The organism is Thermobacillus composti KWC4 (assembly GCF_000227705.2).
GTDB classification, from domain to species: Bacteria; Bacillota; Bacilli; order Paenibacillales; family Paenibacillaceae; genus Thermobacillus; species Thermobacillus xylanilyticus.
The window spans coordinates 3,575,673-3,593,885 of sequence record NC_019897.1 but is presented as its reverse complement, the minus strand read 5'-3'; the positions used below and the strand labels follow the sequence as shown (position 1 = coordinate 3,593,885).

13 protein-coding genes are annotated in these 18,213 nt (G+C 63.1%); 11 read left to right on the top strand and 2 right to left on the bottom strand.

The window, feature by feature from the left end:
* Complete coding sequence (locus tag THECO_RS16405) at positions 1–2,097, top strand: beta-galactosidase (RefSeq protein ID WP_041854589.1); 2,097 nt, start codon at positions 1–3, stop codon at positions 2,095–2,097.
* A gap of 584 nt (positions 2,098–2,681) precedes the next feature.
* On the opposite strand, the gene THECO_RS16400 is transcribed toward THECO_RS16405, so the two are convergent.
* Positions 2,682–3,569 carry a fumarylacetoacetate hydrolase family protein gene (locus THECO_RS16400; RefSeq protein WP_015256151.1) on the bottom strand — a complete coding sequence of 296 codons (888 nt, stop codon included), beginning with the start codon at positions 3,567–3,569 and terminating at the stop codon, positions 2,682–2,684.
* Between the two features lie 116 nt (positions 3,570–3,685).
* Entirely contained in the window at positions 3,686–4,456 is a 771-nt protein-coding gene (locus tag THECO_RS16395) for an HAD family hydrolase (RefSeq protein ID WP_015256150.1), read from the bottom strand.
* A 207-nt stretch (positions 4,457–4,663) separates the two neighbouring features.
* On the opposite strand from THECO_RS16395, the gene THECO_RS22405 reads away from it, so the two are divergent.
* The 10 genes from THECO_RS22405 (at position 4,664) to THECO_RS16355 (ending at position 18,188) form a co-directional block, all read left to right on the top strand.
* On the top strand, positions 4,664–4,966 hold the full coding sequence (locus THECO_RS22405; protein ID WP_232427703.1) for a PALP domain-containing protein: 303 nt from the start codon (positions 4,664–4,666) through the stop codon (positions 4,964–4,966).
* Entirely contained in the window at positions 4,941–6,020 is a 1,080-nt protein-coding gene (locus THECO_RS16390; RefSeq protein WP_332306838.1) for a TrpB-like pyridoxal phosphate-dependent enzyme, read from the top strand. Before THECO_RS22405 ends, THECO_RS16390 begins: the two co-directional genes overlap by 26 nt.
* Before the next feature lie 121 nt (positions 6,021–6,141).
* Positions 6,142–6,282 carry a hypothetical protein gene (locus THECO_RS21800; RefSeq protein WP_157373602.1) on the top strand — a complete coding sequence of 47 codons (141 nt, stop codon included), beginning with the start codon at positions 6,142–6,144 and terminating at the stop codon, positions 6,280–6,282.
* A 139-nt stretch (positions 6,283–6,421) separates the two neighbouring features.
* A complete protein-coding gene (locus THECO_RS16385) occupies positions 6,422–7,960 on the top strand; it encodes a TIGR02677 family protein (RefSeq protein WP_015256147.1) in 1,539 nt (512 codons plus the stop codon).
* Positions 7,957–9,198 (top strand): TIGR02678 family protein, encoded by a 1,242-nt coding sequence (locus tag THECO_RS16380; RefSeq protein ID WP_015256146.1) that lies wholly within the window; start codon positions 7,957–7,959, stop codon positions 9,196–9,198. Before THECO_RS16385 ends, THECO_RS16380 begins: the two co-directional genes overlap by 4 nt.
* Before the next feature lie 42 nt (positions 9,199–9,240).
* On the top strand, positions 9,241–13,371 hold the full coding sequence (locus tag THECO_RS16375) for a TIGR02680 family protein (protein WP_015256145.1): 4,131 nt from the start codon (positions 9,241–9,243) through the stop codon (positions 13,369–13,371).
* On the top strand, positions 13,368–14,750 hold the full coding sequence (locus THECO_RS16370; protein WP_015256144.1) for a TIGR02679 domain-containing protein: 1,383 nt from the start codon (positions 13,368–13,370) through the stop codon (positions 14,748–14,750). Before THECO_RS16375 ends, THECO_RS16370 begins: the two co-directional genes overlap by 4 nt.
* A 128-nt stretch (positions 14,751–14,878) precedes the next feature.
* The gene (locus tag THECO_RS16365; protein ID WP_015256143.1) at positions 14,879–15,241 is read left to right on the top strand and encodes a hypothetical protein; all 363 of its coding nucleotides are present in this window, start codon (positions 14,879–14,881) and stop codon (positions 15,239–15,241) included.
* 420 nt (positions 15,242–15,661) lie between these two features.
* A complete protein-coding gene (locus THECO_RS16360; RefSeq protein ID WP_015256142.1) occupies positions 15,662–16,699 on the top strand; it encodes a LacI family DNA-binding transcriptional regulator in 1,038 nt (345 codons plus the stop codon).
* A 196-nt stretch (positions 16,700–16,895) separates the two neighbouring features.
* Positions 16,896–18,188 (top strand): ABC transporter substrate-binding protein, encoded by a 1,293-nt coding sequence (locus tag THECO_RS16355; RefSeq protein WP_408646082.1) that lies wholly within the window; start codon positions 16,896–16,898, stop codon positions 18,186–18,188.
* The last annotated feature ends 25 nt before the right edge of the window (positions 18,189–18,213 follow it).

The following is an 18,213-nucleotide window of genomic DNA, read 5'->3' as shown; positions in this document are numbered from 1 at the left end:
ATGCTCAAACGTTACCCGCCGGTCAGCGCCAAACTGCCGGTGCTCATGCACGGGGCGGACTATAATCCGGACCAATGGCTGCACGATCCGAAGGTGCTGGAGGAGGATGTGCGGCTGATGAAGCTGGCCGGCTGCAACGTGATGTCGGTCGGCATTTTCGCGTGGGCGGCGCTGGAGCCGGAAGAGGGGAGGTTCGAATTCGGCTGGCTGGATGATGTGATGGAGCGGTTGCACCGGAACGGCATTTACGTCTGGCTGGCGACGCCGAGCGGGGCGCGGCCGGCGTGGATGTCGCAGAAGTATCCGGAGGTGCTGCGCGTCGGGCCGAACCGGGTGCGCAATCTGCACGGGTTCCGCCACAACCATTGCTACACGTCGCCGGTGTACCGGGAGAAGACGGCGATCATGAACGCGAAGCTGGCGGAGCGGTACGCGCATCACCCGGCCGTCGTCGGCTGGCACGTGTCGAACGAGTACGGCGGCGAATGCCATTGCCCGCTGTGCCAGGACGCGTTCCGCGAATGGTTGAAGGCGAAGTACGGCACGCTGGAGGAGCTGAACCGGGCCTGGTGGACGGCGTTTTGGTCGCACACCTACACCGACTGGTCGCAGATCGAGTCGCCGGCCCCGCACGGGGAGAACCAGGTGCACGGGCACAACCTCGACTGGCGGCGGTTCGTGACCGAGCAGACGGCCGATTTTCTGAGACATGAGGCAAGGCCTTTGAAGGCGGTGAATCCGGACCTGCCGGTGACGGCGAATCTGATGGAACTGTACGACGGGCTGGATTATCGCGTTTTGGCGCGGGAGATGGACGTCGTCTCCTGGGACGCGTACCCGCTGTGGCACAAGCCCGGCGCGGACGGCGACGCGGACACGGCCTCGTGGTTCGCCCTGAACCACGATCTGTTCCGCTCTTTGAAGGGCGGGCGGCCGTTCCTGCTCATGGAGAGCACGCCGAGCCTGACGAACTGGCAGCCGGTCAGCAAGCTGAAGCGGCCCGGCATGCACCGGCTGTCCTCGCTGCAGGCGGTGGCGCACGGCTCGGATTCGGTGCAATATTTCCAGTGGCGGAAGAGCCGGGGATCGAGCGAGAAGTTCCACGGCGCCGTCATAGGCCACGCCGGCCACGAGCATACCCGCGTGTTCCGCGATGTCGCGGAGCTCGGCGAGACGTTGAAGCGGCTGGCGGACGTGCGCGGTTGCGCGGTGCCGGCGGAGGCGGCGATCGTGTTCGACTGGGACAACCGGTGGGCGATCCGGGATGCACAGGGACCGCGCAACGCCGGAATGGGGTATGAGCAGACGGTGCACACGCATTATCGCGCGCTGTGGGAGCTTGGCGTGCCTGTTGATGTGATCGGCCCGGAGGATGACTTTGATCCGGAGCGGTACAAGCTGATCATTGCGCCGATGCTGTACATGGTGAAGCCGGGCGTCGGCGGGAAGGTCGAGGCGTTCGTCGAGCGCGGCGGCACGTTCGTCGCGACGTACTGGTCGGGCATCGTCGACGAGAACGATCTTTGTTATCTCGGGGGATTCCCGGGGCCATTGCGGCATGTGCTCGGCATATGGGCGGAGGAGATCGAGGGGCTGTACGACGAGGACCGGAACGGCTTGCGCATGAACGGTTTGGGTGCGGTTGAGCTGGGGCTAACGGAGGGGCGGACGTACGAGATCCGCGAGCTGTGCGAGCTCGTGCACGCGGAGTCCGCCGAGGTGCTGGCGGAGTATACGGATGATTTCTACGCCGGGCGTCCGGCCCTGACCGTGTGCCGGCTCGGCGCGGGGCGCGCGTATTATCTGGCCGGACGGGCGCAGCCGCCGTTCTATGACGACTTCTACGGCGGCCTGGTGAGGCGGCTGGGCGTGCGGCGTGCGCTTGAGGTTGATCTGCCGCGGGGCGTGACCGCGGGCGTGCGCACCGACGGCGAGCACGACTACGTGTTCGTGCAGAACTTCACCGGCGGGCCGGTGAAGCTGGCGCTCGACGCGCGCGAATACGTGGATATGGAGAACGGCGCGGCGTACGCGCCCGGCAGCGCGCTGGAGCTGCCGGTGCACGGCGTGCGCGTGCTGCGGCGCCGCGCGGTGTGACCGCGGCGCGTGCGCGTCGCGCGGGTGCGCGGCCGCTAACGGAACGTAGTACCGTTAGCGTGGCCTGACCGCGCCGCCGAGCCTTAACGGCATTCCATGCCGTTAAGGCATGCCCGGGCAAGGCGTCGGGGCGGCTAACGGCACGTGGTGCCGTTAATTGACCGTTCGGGCGTGGCAGCGTGCCCAATAACGGCACTTGGTGCCGTTACAGGCGGCTCGCGGCCGAAGCTTCCGCCCGAAAGAGGGAATTAACGGCACGTGGTGCCGTTAATTGACCGTTCGGGCGTAGCATCGTGCCCAATAACGGCACTTGGTGCCGTTACAGGCGGCTCGCGGCCGAAGCTTCCGCCCGAAAGAGGGAATTAACGGCACGTGGTGCCGTTAATTGACCGTTCGGGCGTGGCAGCGTGCCCAATAACGGCACTTGGTGCCGTTACAGACGGCTCGCGGCCGAAGCCTTCGCCCGAAAGAGGGAAATAACGGCACGTGGTGCCGTTAATTGACCGTTCGGGCGTGGCAGCGTGCCCAATAACGGCACTTGGTGCCGTTACAGACGGGGCCTGGCCGCAAGCCAGCCCCTGAACTCACGCAATCGGATTCGTCAGCGCGCCGAGCCGCTCGATTTCCACCGTCACCGTATCGCCCGCCCGCAGGTACGGCTTGCCGGGCATGCCCATCGCCACGCCGGCGGGCGTCCCCGTCAGGATGATGTCGCCCGGCTCGAGCGTGAAATGCCGCGAGATATACGCGATCAGCTCGGCGCAGCCGAAGATCATGTCGCCCGTATTGGACTGCTGGCGCACCTCGCCGTTCACGATCGAGCGGATCGCGAGCCGCTGCGGGTCGCCGACCTCGTTCGCGGTGACGAGATACGGTCCGAGCGGGCAGAAGCCGTCGCCGGTCTTGCCGAGCAGCCACTGGGATGTGCGGTTCTGCAGATCGCGCGCCGAAATGTCGTTGGCGCAGCAGTAGCCGAAAACATGATCCAGCGCTTCCGCCTCCGATACCCCGCTTGTCCGCTTCCCGATCACGACGCACAGTTCGGCCTCGTAATCGAGCTGATCCGTCAAATGCGTGCCGCGAACCGGCTGCAGATGGGCATTCAGTGCGTTGGCGTACTTGCTGAACAGCACGGGCGTCTCCGGCGGCGTCTTGCCTGTCTCTTCGGCGTGCGCGCGGTAATTGAGCCCGACGCAGATGATTTTGCCCGGCGCGGGCACGCACGGCCCCCACGACACCTGATCCTCCGGCACGAGGTACGGTGCTCCGGCCGTCGCGGGGCATTCTTCCAGCAGCCGACCGAGCGCGGCAATGCCGGCCTCACCCGTGCGGATCGCGGCCATCGGATCGATCGGCACGCCGTCCCGGCTGCCGCCCGTCGCTTCAAGCGCGCGCTCAAAATCGATGATTCCGCCCTCGACTTTCACCCCGAGACGGGGCGTCCCGTCCCGCATCAATGTCGCCAGTTTCAACAGCCATCCTCTCCTTTCGGATGCATACGACTGCGCGATGCCGAAGGAACCTGCAGCCGCTATGTTCCCGTCCTCATCGTAACCGAAAAACCGGCTTCTGCGCGACCGTCCCGACTTCACGCCTCCCCGTGCGGCGGGAAGGCGAGCGCATCGTAATCGGAAACGACTTCGTCCGCTCCCGGCAGGCCGCCGGGCGCGCCGATCCCGATGGTCAGGCGGACGCCCGCCGCCTTGCCCATCTGCATGTCGCCGGCGGTATCGCCGATCAGCGCGGTCCGCGACGGCTCGATGCCGAGCGAGGCGCAGGCCAGGCGCGCCATCTCGGGATCGGGTTTGCCGCGGCTTACCCGGTCGTTGCCGATGATGTCGGCGAAATGATGGTCAATCCCCAGCCAATGCAAATGTTTCCGGGCTTCCTTCGTATCATCCGCGGTTACGACGGCCAGCGGCAATCCGCGCTGCGCGCATTGTTCCAGGAAACGGTGCAGGCCGGGCAGCGCCCGGGCCGGCCGCATCCGGTCCAGTTCCGCTGCAGCCTGGATGCGGCAGCTGCGGACCAGTTCCAGCGCTTCATTCCACGGCAGCCCGCAACGATACGCCTTGCCCGCCAGAATGGCCGTCACATCATCGATCGACCCCATCGCGAAAGGGCCTTTGCGGTCATAGCCGATCATCGGGCCGTCCGCCGCATGGAAAGTGCCCAGCAGTTCGGTCCACTCGTTCATCCGCCACTCGATTCCCAGGGCGGCAAGACCGGCGCGCAGCCGTTCGTACAGACAATCCGCCCAGGCTCCCCATAACCCGAGGAAATCAAGCAGCGTGCCGTCCTTGTCGAAAAGGATGCCGTCGATCTCATAGGCTCGGCCGTTTACCAGCAGCATCGTCATACAGCCTTCCCCTCCGACACGCCGGAGAGCAGTTCCCCCCAGTACGTCATGTCGACCGAAACCTCCATCAGCACAAGTGCCATTTTCCACTTCAACATGAACATTGCCGATTCCTCCGTATTCCGGAACAGAATTGAAGACGATGAAAAGGAAATTTCCCCTTCGCGTTGAATGTTTTGTAGAAACTTCCCCAAGGAGTCGATGCCGGTGAGCGAGAAGAAAATTCTGCTGTCCGAACGCGAGATTCCGACGCATTGGTACAACGTCATGGCGGACATGCCCAACCTGCCGCAGCCGCCGCTGAACCCGGCGACCGGGAAACCGGCCGGTCCCGAAGATCTGGCGGCGATCTTCCCGATGGAGCTGATCAAGCAGGAAGTATCGACGGAACGGTGGATCGAAATTCCGGAGCCGGTGCGGGAGCTGTACAAGATCTGGCGTCCGGCGCCGCTGTACCGCGCCCTGCAGCTGGAGAAGGAGATGGATACGCCGGCGCACATTTATTATTAAGTACGAAGGCGTCTCCCCGGCCGGCAGCCACAAGCTCAACACGGCGATTCCGCAAGCCTACTATAACAGAGAAGCGGGCATCAAGCGGCTGACGACGGAGACCGGCGCCGGCCAATGGGGCTCATCCATCAGCTTGGCCTGCCGATTCTTCGGGCTGGAATGCATGGTGTACATGGTGAAGGTCAGCTACAACCAGAAGCCGTACCGCCGCATCCTGATGAACACATTCGGCGCCCGGGTCGTCGCAAGCCCGTCGAACCTGACGGAAGCGGGCCGCGCCGTGCTCGCCGCCGATCCGGACTCGAACGGATCGCTCGGCATCGCGATCAGCGAGGCGGTGGAAGATGCGGCGAAGCGCAGCGACACGAACTATTCGCTCGGCAGCGTGCTGAATCACGTCTGCCTGCATCAGACGGTCATCGGCCAGGAAGCGAAGCTGCAGCTTGAGAAAGTCGGGGAGTATCCCGACGTGGTGTTCGCGAGCTGCGGCGGCGGTTCGAATTTCGCCGGGCTGGCGTTCCCGTTCCTGAGGGACAAGCTGACGGAGAACCGGAAGGTTCGCCTTGTGGCCGTCGAGCCGTCGGCCTGCCCGACGCTGACGCGCGGTACGTTCGCGTACGACTTCGGTGACGTGGCGAAGATGACGCCGCTCCTCATGATGTACACGCTCGGCCACGAGTTCATGCCGCCGGGCATCCATGCCGGCGGGCTGCGCTACCATGGCGACTCGCCGCTCGTCAGCCAGCTCTATCATGACGGGCTGATCGAGGCTGTCGCGTACGACCAGACCCGCGTCTTCGAGGCGGCCGTGCAGTTCGCCCGGACCGAGGGCATCGTGCCGGCGCCGGAGTCGGCGCATGCGGTGCGTGCGGCGATCGACGAAGCGCTGCGGGCGAAGGAAGCCGGCGAGAAGAAGGTCATCCTGATCGGCCTGTCGGGCCACGGTCATTTCGACATGTCGGCTTATGAGACGTATCTGTCCGGCGCCCTGCAGGATACGCCGTATTCGGAAGAAGCGCTGCGGGAGAGCTTGAGCCGGCTGCCGCAAGTATGATGGTTCGCGAATGGTTTGAAAGCGATGATGCAGGATCGCCGTGACGCTTTGAAGGGAGGCGGTCAATCCGGAAATAATCGAACTGCCGAAAACCTCGGGATTTTTCCGGGCGAAACGCCGGATGGAAGAACGGATCGGCACGTCGCTCGATCTGATCACGGCCGGCGATCCGGAAGCGATCGCCATCATGGAAGCGAACATGCTCAAGGAAACGTTGGAATGGCGTAGAAAATTGAAGTTGGATGAGACGGCTGAAAAATGATTGGGTCATGTCCCTGCCTATTTGGCGGGGTTTCTTCTTGCGCAATTGTTCGCTTTCCCAACATTCCGCGGCTTGCCAACCGCCCGTGTTCTTGTTTACAGTTGGGAATAGAACGTTTCATGGCGAAGGGAGTCGGAAAATGGATCTGCCGCTGTCCGGCCGCTTGACGCGCAACATCCCCGAACTCAAGTATGTCAACGCGGACAACGTCGCCCGTTACCGCGTGATCATGCGATTTTTCTACGAGGAATACAAGCGTCTGCGCTACTGGATGAAGCCCGAGGACGTGTACAACGGGGTCATGCGGTGGGGCGCGCTGCCCGATTACACGCTGGAGCAGTGCATGGCCGATCTCGCGCAGCTCGAGGAGTGGGGCAACCTCGCTTCCCGGCACGACGCGGGGCGCGCCACAACGCTTGAAGAGTACATGCGCAAGAAGCTGCAATATCTGCTCACGCCGTATTCAATCGAGATCGAGCGGCTGCTGGAATCGCTCGAGAAAGTGACGGGATACGGCGGCTCGCTGGAGCCGACGCTGTTCGACTCGATTGCGGAGAAACTTTTCGCCATCCGGCGGATGGACTGGGACAAGGAGCCGGGAGCCGCGCTTGAACTGTGGACGTCGCTCCATGACGCGTTCAAGCGACTGCACGAGAACGCGGCCGACTACATCGCGAGCATGCAGACGGCCAAGGCCGAGGAAATGATGGTAACCGAATCGTTCCTCGTCTACAAGGACCGGCTCACCCATTACCTGCAGAATTTCGTTCAGGCGCTGCAGCGGAGCGCCTACAAGATCGAAGGCAATCTCGAGCAGATATCGGCCAATCTGCGCGACATGTTCCTGGAGCGTGTCGCCGACGAAGAACTGGACAGGCCCCGGCTTGAGGACGTGCCGGACAAGGCGTCGATGGTCGGCGAGTTGCGGCAGGGCTGGAGCAATCTGGACCGATGGTTCCGCGGAGACGGGCGCGCCCCGTCCGAGCTGGCGCTGCTCGAGCGGGCGACGAAGGACACGATCGCGCGCGTCGTGCGCAGCGTCATCCGCCTGCAAGAAAGAAAACGCTCCGGCGTCAGCCGCAAGAAGGAACTGGAACATCTCGCCGGCTGGTTCGCGCGGATGGAGCGGCTGGAGGACGCGCACAGGTTGGCCGGGCTCGTGTTCGGCTTGTTTCGGACACGCCATCTGCAAGGTGAAGATTTGCGGTTGACCGACCGGGCCGACCAGTCGATGTGGGACGAGGAGCCGACGGTACGCGCCTTGCGCTCCCGCAGCCGGAAGCGCATCGGGCGGCAGGAGACGGAGCCGGTGCCCGAGCATGCCGAACGGAAGCGGCGCGAGCGGGAGGCGTACCGGCGGCGCCAGGCGGAGGAATGGGCGGTCATGCAGGATCTGCTGCGGCGTGGAAAGCTCGTCGTATCCGAACTCGGCGTCGTGCCGTCCGCCGTGCGCTTGCGGCTCTTGCACTGGATCGGAAGATGCAACGCGTCGCCTCGGCATTCGTTCATGACGCCGGAAGGCGTCGTCATCGCCATGACGAATCCCCGGACGGCGCGGCGGACCATCCTCCGATCGGAAGACGGCGACCTGGAGCTGCCGGATTACGAGTTCGTCTTCGCGATGGAAGACGCGGCCCGGATGGCGGCCGCGGCGGCGGAAGGAGGACGGGGCGAATGAGCGGCGGCAACGCGGGCATGAGCGCGATCGCGCGGGCGAAGCGGGCGGCCCGCACGGAGGCGGCTTCGGCGCAGGCGCTGGAGCGCAAGCGGGAATGCGTCCACGCGCTGCTGAACCGGCCATGGATCCTGAAGGAAGACGATCCGGACCTCTACTTCGCGATCCGGGATGACTACGAGGAGCTGCGGGACTGGTTCATGGATCAGGCGGGTCTTCCCCTCATCGTCACGCGCAGTCTCGCCAAGCTGGAAAAGACGCCGGCCATACCGCACCCGTGGATGGGGTTCGAGGAGTTCCGCGAGGTCAGCGACTACGTTTTTTTCACCTATGTGCTGTGGTATCTGGAAGACAAGACCGAGATGGACCAGTTTCTTCTGTCGGAGCTGGTGGAAGAAGTGCGCGAACAGATGAACGCGGCGGGCCTGGAAGCGGACTGGAAGATCTATCATCACCGGATGTCGATGGCCCGGGCGCTGCGCAAGCTGACGTCGCTCGGCGTGCTGATCGCGGTCGACGGGGACGAAAGCGGCTGGGCGCAGAGCGAGGAACGGAACGCGCTCTACGAATGTTCGTCCCATGCCCGCTATGTGCTCCGCCGGTTCCCGCAGGATCTGACGATGTACGTCCGGATGGAGGAACTGACGGATCCGATCCGATACGCGGACACGCCGGACGGCGAGAACATGCGCCGGCGCCATCGCGTCTACCGGCGGTTCTTGATGGAGCCGGCCGTGCTTGACCGGGATTGGGAAGCGGATTTGCTGCCCTATGTGCTGACGCAGCGCAGGTCGATCATGGACCATCTGCAGCGGATGCTCGGATGGGAAGGCCGAAGATACCGCGAGGGACTTCTGTTCTTCCATCCCGAACTGACGAGCGAGGCGGAGCTGTTCCCGACGCTGGCCGGTGTGTCGGATCTCGTCCTGCTGCTGGCCGGTGAGCTGCGCCGCCGTCTCGGCATGGAAGACGGCGGCTTGCGGCCGGAACCGGACGGAACGATCCTGCTCGAACGGTCGGAGCTGGAAGGGATGCTTCTGCGCCTGCAGGAACAGCATCAGACTTATTGGAGCAAGGAATACCGCGGAATGTCCTCGGCCCAGCTGGCGGAGGAATGCACCCGCCACATGGCGGAGTGGCGGCTGGGCGAGTGGGAGGACGGGCACCGCTTCAGAATCTTTCCTGTGCTGTCGCGCTGGAGCGGGGAATACGACATCGCGGGCACGGATGACGAACCATAGAACGGATGCGGAGAATAAAGAAAGACCGGAGGAGGCGACGGAATGACGGTCTATACGGGGAACGCGGACGGCAGATGGCGGATGGGGCGCGTCGGCATCCTCAATTTTTGGCATTACGATGAAGAAGTGTTCGAACTGGAGGATGGACGGCTCATTCTGCGTGGGGCGAACGGATCGGGCAAGTCGGTGACGATGCAAAGTTTTCTCCCGCTCGTCCTCGACGGCGACAAGCGTCCGCACCGCCTCGATCCGTTCGGTTCGCGCGACCGGCGCATCGAGTATTATCTGCTCGGCGAGCCGGACAGCGGCAAGACGGACGTCACGGGCTATTTGTGGATGGAATTCGTCCATCCCGCGAGGGGGCTGACGAAGACGATCGGCATCGGTCTTCGCGCGCGGCGGGGAGCGGCCCAGGTGCAGTTCTGGGGATTTCTGCTCGACGACGGGCGGAGGATCGGGATCGATTTCTGGCTGTACGATCGGAATCACTGGCTCGAACACCATACCCGGATTCCGCTCGGCCGGCAGGAGCTGGAGAAGGCGATCGGCGCCGGTGGCCAGGTGGTGCACGATCAGGCGTCCTATCGCGATCTGGTGAATCGGCAGTTGTTCGGTTTCGCGGACGCGGAGAGCTATCAGGATCTTCTGCATCTGATGATCCAGCTGCGCAGCCCGAAGCTGTCGAAGGAATTCAAGCCGTCGGCGATCTATGACATTCTGCACAGCGCGCTCCCGCCGCTGCAGGAGGATGAGCTCAGGCCGCTCTCCGAAGTGCTGGAGGACATGGATCAGATAGCCGACCGGCTGGACGAGCTGCGTCTCCATATGCGGGAACTCGGCAGGCTGCAGGAGACGTACGAGCGCTACAACCGGCGGACGCTGTACGACGAATCGGCGCGGTTGCTGGAGGCGAGCGCGGAACATCGCGGGCAGGAGACGCGGCTTCGCGAGAGCGAGGCGAACCTGAAGCAGGCGGAAGAGGACAAACGGGCCGCGATGGCGGACATTTCGCGTCTGGAAGCGGCGATCGGGCAGGCCGAGAGCGAGCTGGACGTGCTGGAGAACCACGAGGCGATCGGCAAGCAGCGGGAGCTGGAAGCGGCGGCGGCCGCGCTCACGGATGCGGAGAAACATCTGGAACTGGCGCATGAACGATTGCGCAGGAACCGCGACCGTCTTCTGGCGGTCGAACGCGACCTTGAGGAAGCCGAACTGCATAGCGGCCGGTTGCGCGCGGAACAACAGGAGTTGTTGAAAGAGCTCGAATCAATCGCGCAAGAGATCGAATTCGCCGATCACGCGGTCCATCATCGGCTGTGGGAGCGCGGCGAACCCGCGGATGATGTGTGGAGGGAACCTTGGCGGCGCGATCTGAAGCGGCACAGGGAACGGTTGGAAATGGCGCTTGCGAAGGCGCGCGAGGAGCAGGCCGCCGCCCGGGCGGTGCGGGAGTTGGAAGCGGACCTGGGCGAAGCGCGCAAGGGAAGGGACGAACGGGAGCGGGAGCGCAATGAATGCGCGCGGGCGCTTGAAGAAGGCAAGGACGCGCTGCGCGAAACAATCGTCATGTGGCGCGATGCGCTCGTCGAATTGCCGTTCGGCGAGGATCGGGTCCGCGAGACGTTCGAGGCGGTGTCGGCGTTCGGCGTGAACACCCGGTCCGCCGAAGCGATCCGCGCGCCGATGCGGGAAGCGCTGGCCGCAAGACGGGAACAACTGGCCGCCGAGCGGCTGCGGCTGGAGCATGAACGGCGGATGCTGGAGTTGGAGCGGGAGCGGCTCGCGGAGGAGAAGCGGACATGGGAAGCGGAGCGCGAGCCCGAGCCGCCCCGGGGCGATGCGCGCGCGCGCCGGCGCGAGCGCTGCGCGCCCGGAAGCGGTGCGCCGCTGTACGCCGCTTGCGATTTCCGCGCGGATGTGGACGATGCGCGGCGGGCGCGGATCGAGGAAGCGCTGGAGCGCGCGGGGCTGCTGGACGCCTGGATTTCGCCGGACGGACGGATCGGCGCGGCGGGCGACGATGAAGAGGAGGCCTGGATTGTTCCGCAGCCGATCGAGTTCGGTTACACGCTGGCCGATGTGCTCGTTCCGTCGCCCCCGGCGGAATCCGGACTCTCAAATGAGACGATTGACGCGGTATTGCGGACGGTGCTGTGGGTCGATGACGGAGGGGCGTACGGACTTGACGCGCAGGGGGCCGCCCTGTCGGGCGCCGGAGCCTGGCGGATCGGTCCGCTCGCCGGCCAGACGGCCGGCAAGGCGCGCGCCGAGTATATCGGCAAGGAGACGCGGCGCCGGACTCGGCTGCTGGAGATCGCGCGCCTGCAGCGGGAACTGGAGGCGCTGGCCGAACGGATCGCCGATCTCGACCGCGGGCTGGCCGACCTGTCCGCCAGAGAGCGGCAGGTGATTGAGGAGAGCGGCGGTTTCCCGGACACGGCCAATCTTGAGCAGCGGCTGCAGGACCTGAACGATGCGGCTTCCAGGTTGGAGGCCGCACTCGGTCAGGAGCATCGCGCGCTCGAGCGGTTCAAGGCGAAGTCGGCCGAATGGCGCGAACTGCAGCGGGAGTTGACCGAACTGACACAATCCTGGTCGCGGCTGAAGCGGGAACGGGACCTCGAAGAGGCGCTGGCCGCGGCGAGGGACTATGAGGCGGCGCTCTCGGACCTGCATTCCGCCTGGCGGCGGCAGGCCGATCTGGAGCGGCGGACAGACGACTTGCGTCATGCGCGGCAAGCCGCGGAAGACGCGATCGGACAGGACGAACAGCTGACGGATGAACTGGAGGATCGCCGCCGCGTGCTGCGCGCCCAGGTGGACGCATTGCGCAGGCTGATGGATGATCTCGGGCTGGCCGATATTTCCCGCCGCATCGAGACGTTGAAGCGGGAGCGGGAGCGGCTGCTGCTGGAACGGAAGGCGGCGTCCGCGAGGCTGGCGGATGCCACCGAGGCGGCGGGCAAGGCGGCAGCAAGCGTGGAACTGGTGCGGGAGCGGGAAGCCGAGTGCCGGCGGCTGCTGGAAGACGCTCTGGAGCGCTGGCGGCGCGAGATCGGCAGGCGGCTTCTGGACGAATGGCGGGACGCGGCGGCCGAAGCCGCATCCGCGGGCGCGGAACGGGCGGCAGAGCTGGCCCATGCGATCCGGCAGCGCTACGACGCGGCGTTCTCCGGCCGGAACGCGGACACGGTCAAGAACACGCTGTTGGAGCAGTTCAATGAAGTGCGGAGCGTTCTGACCGACTACGTGCTCGAGCTGGACATCGAGGAAGACACAGGACGGATCGTGCTGGCCTCGAAAAGGGACCGCGCGCATCCGCAGCCGCCTTCGTTGCTGCTCGAGGAACTGAAGCGTGACGAGGAACAGCAGAGCGCGCTGCTCAGCGAGAAGGACCGCGAATTGTACGAGGAGATCATCTTGCGCAGCGTCGGCAAGGCGATCCGCCAGCGCATCCACCGCGCGGAAAGCTGGGTGGACCGCATGAACCGTCTCATGGAAGAGCGCAACACGTCGAGCGGCCTGCGGCTGAAGCTGGAATGGCGGGAGAAGGCGGCGGCGAACGAACAGCAGCTGGACACGGCGGTGCTCGTCGAGCTGCTCAAGCGGGACGCCCACCGGCTGCGCGAAGACGAGATTGACGCCATGATCCGGCATTTCCGCTCGCAGATCGGCTACGCGAAGCAGAACGCCCTGAGCGAGAAGGAGTCGCTGCGCAAGCATCTGTACGAGGTGCTTGACTACCGCAACTGGTTCCAGTTCGAGCTGAAGTATCGCAAAGGGGAACAGACCGGGTACCGGCCGCTCACCGATTCGCGCTTCAATGTGCTGAGCGGCGGCGAGAAGGCGATGGCGATGTACATTCCGCTGTTCGCCGCGGCCTGGTCGAGGTATTCCGACGCCCGTCCCGACGCGCCGCGGATCATCTCGCTCGACGAGGCGTTCGCCGGGGTCGACGAAGAGAACATGCGCGACATGTTTCAACTGCTCACCGAAATGGGCTTCGACTACATGATGACATCGCAGGTGTTGTGGGGCTGTTACGACACGGTGCCCCGGCTGGCCATCTATGAAATCCACCGCCCAAAGGACGCCGATTTCATCACGCTGTTCCGCTACCGGTGGAACGGGCGCGTCAGGGAATATGTGCCGGACGAGGCGGATGCGTCATGAGGACGGACGAGCAGCGGGGCGATGGTCCGCGGAGGGCGGCCCAATATTTTGGCCGGCCAGCCTTCCGGCGCATGCTGGCCGCTGTCTGGAGGAAGTATGCATCGCTCGGGCGGATCGGCGGCAAGGCGGTCGTGCCGGATCTGTCGCCGGACGAATGCGAGGCGATCGGCGAGTTCTTCGGCTGGAACTTAAGGCCCGGGGACACGGCCGAGATCCCGCTCACCCTGTTCGAAACGGAGCTGCGCGACTCGGCGTTCGCGATCGGCATCCTGGATTTGCATCAGGTGCTGGAAGGCCGGCCGCTGCTGGCCAAGAGCGAGCAACGGTCGCTGCGGGACGAAGCATGGCGGCGGTTTCTGCTGGCGGCCCGGGAATCCGCGGGAGCGGTGGTATCTTCGGTTGCCGCCGAATGGCTGTCCCGGTTGGAACAGGGTTGCGGGGCCGGACTGCCCGCGCTGCGGGAACTGTACAAGGCCGATCCGGAAGAGGCCCTGTCGTCGCTTCGGGTTGTCGTGCGCGTGCTGGACTTCCTGTTCGCGGGTGCGGGTCGGCCGATCCGGCTCCCGGTGTTGGCTGCCCGGATCAGCGGCGATGCCCACGCGCTGGATGCCGGACATCCCGCCGGCCGGATGCTGCTGGCGGTGCTCAGGGAACTGGCGGATATGGAGGACGGCGTCGCCTCGACGGGCGGCGGCGATGCCGCCTCCGAGTTGGGTGCCGGAGATTCGCGGGAAGAGGAAGACGGTTCCGGGACGTTGAAGCTGCGGGAACTGTACCGCCGATTTGGCATCCTGGATGACGACCTGTCTTCTATCGTTCACTGGTATGTCCCGGTTCCGGACGAGCCGGCGATGCCGCGGGTGTGGACGTTGCGGCAGGTGGAGGCGGCCGAACGGATTCCGCGTTGTTCTTCGCTCTATGTCGTCGAGAATCCCGCCGTATTTTCAACGATTGTGGATGCGGCCGGACCGGTGGTGATGGACGGCGATCCTCCCGCGCTGATCTGCACGAGCGGACCGGCCAGCGCGGCGGCGATCCGCTGGATGCAGCGAGTGCTGGAGCATTCGGGTGATGGCTGCAAGCTGTATTATTCCGGTGATTTCGACATCAAGGGATTGTCCATGGCCCGGACATTGGCCGGTCTGTTTCCGGAGCGGTTTGCGCCATGGCGGTTTGACAGCGAGTCTTATCTGACGGCGATCCGGTCTTTGCCGGGCCCGGCGTTCGACGGAGGCGAACTTTCAAGGCTGGCGAATATGGTGGTGGAATGGGATCGCTCATTGTGCGCCGTGATGCGGGAAGCGGGGCGGAAGGTTCATCAGGAAGCGCTTGTGGAAGATTTGGTCAGCGATTTCTGTGAGACAGGCGGGTTTGCGTGACGGCGCATCCCCCTTTTTTGTTGATGAACCGCGGAGTGATATTGTGTAAAAATATGGATATTCCATGAAAGATCTATCGCCAAATGTGGGCGTTAACGTGGCCGGCCGGAGAGAAGAGAGAACCGAATATGATGATGGCCAAAACCTTTTCCGCATTCCTGTCCGCCATCCCCCTGTCGGCGATATTTACGTTCAACCAGAGGAACGCGCCGGACAACGATTCGTTTGGATATGTGTTTTTTACGGGGAGCATGGTCCTTGCCGCCTTCTATCTCCTTGTCGGCATCCCGTCCGTGATGGCGGACCGCATGGCATATCGAAGCAGACACCGGTTTGTATCGCGGGAGGCGGTTTATTTTATCTTGGGTGCCGGGTTTGGCCTGTTGTTCTTGCTGGTCAGGGATTTGCGTTACGATTTCGGATTGAGCGGCAGCATGCTTCGGACGATCTTGCTGTTCGGGCTGGCCGGAACGGTCTTCGAGGTCTTATGAATAGTTAACCGAAAGAATGATTAACCTGATGAAGCGTTGACCGGATGCATTCTTACATTTTATGAGCGCGGTTTTTGCGAAATTCGATCCATATCCTGCGGATCTGCATCACATGAAGCCTTTCCGTCTCTGACAGGCCGAATGTGATGTATGTTTGCACCAGATGGCCTTCGGGAGTCCGTCCGGAGCAAAATAAGGGATTGCAATCCAAAATGAAAGCGTTTATACTTAACTTAAACGTTTAATAAAAACCGGTGCCCTCACAGCATGATTCCACACAGAAAAACGGGAAACAAGCGTAATAACGAACCCGATCACTGCGAATACACGGGAGAAAATTCGGCTTGTCCGTGCCAATCCCCCATGTTTCCCGCATATTTTTTTTCAAACCGAGGTTAAACGCTTAACATTAAAGGGGTCATGATCTTGAAGCGAAGAACGACGATCAAAGACGTGGCCAGACACGCCGGCGTATCCACCGCGGCGGTGTCGTACGTGCTCAACGGCAAGGAGAACCGGGTGTCGCCCGAGACGGTCGAGAAGATCCGCGAAGCAATCCGGGAGCTCAACTACATACCGGATTTCTCGGCCAGGAGCCTGGTGAAGAACGCGTCCAAGCTGGTCGGCGTCATCATTCCGCAGACCGAGGACAGCAAGCAGCTCATTCTCGAGAATCCGTTCTACAGCGAAATGGTGAGCAACATCGAATCGAAGCTGCGCGAGCACGGGTACCATCTCATCCTGTCCGGCGTCGACAAGGGCAAAAGCTACCTGGACATTTCGGTGCAGCGCAATCTGGACGGCGCGATCATCATGGGCATCTACCCCGAGCAGTTCTACGCGGAGCTGAAGGAAGTGAAAATCCCGATCGTGCTGATCGACAGCTACATCAACGACCCCTACTTCAGTAAGGTCGGCATCGACGACGAGCAGGGCGGCTATCTGGCCACCAAATATCTGATCGACCGCGGGCACCGCAATATTGCACTTGTCACCGGCAGCATCCGCAAGGATGGCGTCGTCGAGAAACGGTTCCTCGGTTACAAGCGCGCCCTGCAGGAAGCGGGTGTTTTCTACAATCCCGACTGCGTATTCGAGCATTCCGTCAGCTACACGTACGGCTACGAAGCCGGCAAGGCCATTGCCGCGGGACATCCCGAGATTACGGCGGTGTTCGCGACGGCGGACATGGTCGCCTTCGGCGTCATCCAGGGAATCAAGGAATCCGGCAAGGATGTTCCGCAAGACATCTCGGTGATCGGGTTCGACGACATCTTCCTGTCGCACATGTTTGTGCCGCCGCTGACGACGGTCAGGCAGGATATCGCCCTGAAAGGAAGGAAAGCCGCGGAACTGCTGCTCGAGATTATCGAATCCGACGAACCGGACGGCGTCGACAGGAAAATGGAGGAGATCCCGCTGTCCATCGTGGAGCGGCAGACCGTGCGTTCGCTGTAGCCGCCGATCCCGGAAATGCGCGGATTGACGCGGCTTAGTCTGAATCGGAGGTGAGACCCGAGATTCGGCGTTCGATCGTTTGGGTTGTCAGACGGCACAAGGCATTTGGCACAAACCACGCAATAGGGGGAAATCAGCGATGAAGTGGAATGGGAAACAGTGGAAATTACTGGCGCTTTGCCTGCTGGTCATGGCGATGCTGATTGCGGGCTGCTCGGGCGGAGGAAAATCGACCGGCGACACAGGCGGAACAACATCGAACAGCGGTGGCGGATCGTCACAGGGCAACCAAAGTTCGGGCGATTCCGGCGGCAAGTCTGAGACGGTCACGGTCAAGTTCACAAACTTCTCCGCTTCGGGAGAGAACGAGAAACATCTGCAGAAAATGAAAGAAGAGTTCGAAAAGCAGCATCCGGACATCAAGGTCGAAATCGAGACGCTGGCCTATGACGACTATTTCACCCAGATGCAGACCCGGGTGGCGAGCGGCACGGCTCCCGACGCCTATGAACTGAACTATGAAAACTTCGTCTCGTACGCGAAGAAGGGTGTGCTGCTCGATCTGACGCCGATGTTCGCCGGTTTCGACACGTCGGTGCTGAACAGGAACGCGCTGGAGGCGTTCAGCACGGACGGCAAGCAGTACGGGCTGCCGGCCAGCTTCTCCAACGTCGTGCTGTTCTACAACAAGGATCTGTTCGACCAGGCCGGCGTGAGCTATCCGACGAGCGACTGGACCTGGGCGGACGCGGATGCGGCGGCGGAGAAAATCCGGGCGCTCGGAGACAATATTTTCGGCATCTATCAACCGATTCAGTTCTGGGAATTCTACAAGAAGGTGCAGCAGAACGGCGGCAGCCTGATGAACGCGGACATGACGCAATTTACGGTCGACACGCCGCAAAACGTGGAAACGCTTCAACATATGGTGGACCGCGTGCTGAAGACGAACGTCATGCCGACGGAAGCGCAAATGGCCGGCATGGGCGACTGGGATCTGTTCAAATCCGGTCGTCTGGGCATGCTCGTCACCGGCATCTGGGCGTTTCCCGACTTCACCCAGAACATCACGTTCAACTGGGATATCGAAGTGGAGCCGGGCAACACGGCCAAGGCGACGCACTTCTTCTCCAACGGCCTGGTCATCAACAAGGACAGCAAGGTGGCCGAGGCGGCGTTCGAGTGGCTGAAGTTCATGTCGGCCAGCAGGGAAGCGGCGCAAATCCGCGTCGACGCGGGCTGGGAACTGCCGGCAGTCAATTATGAGGACGTGCTCGAGAAGTATTTGCAGGTCACGCCTCCGGACAACAAGAAGGCGGTATTCGATTCGCTGAACTATCTGGTGACGCCGCCGGTCGTGGAACAGAACGCGGAGATGACCGACATCATCGGGCTGCATCTCCAGGCCGCGCGCGACGGCGTGAAATCACCGGCCGACGCGCTCAAGGACGCGCAGAAGGAGCTTGAGCAGCGGATCAAGCTGCAGTAACGCACTTCATGCCCCTGGCATCGGC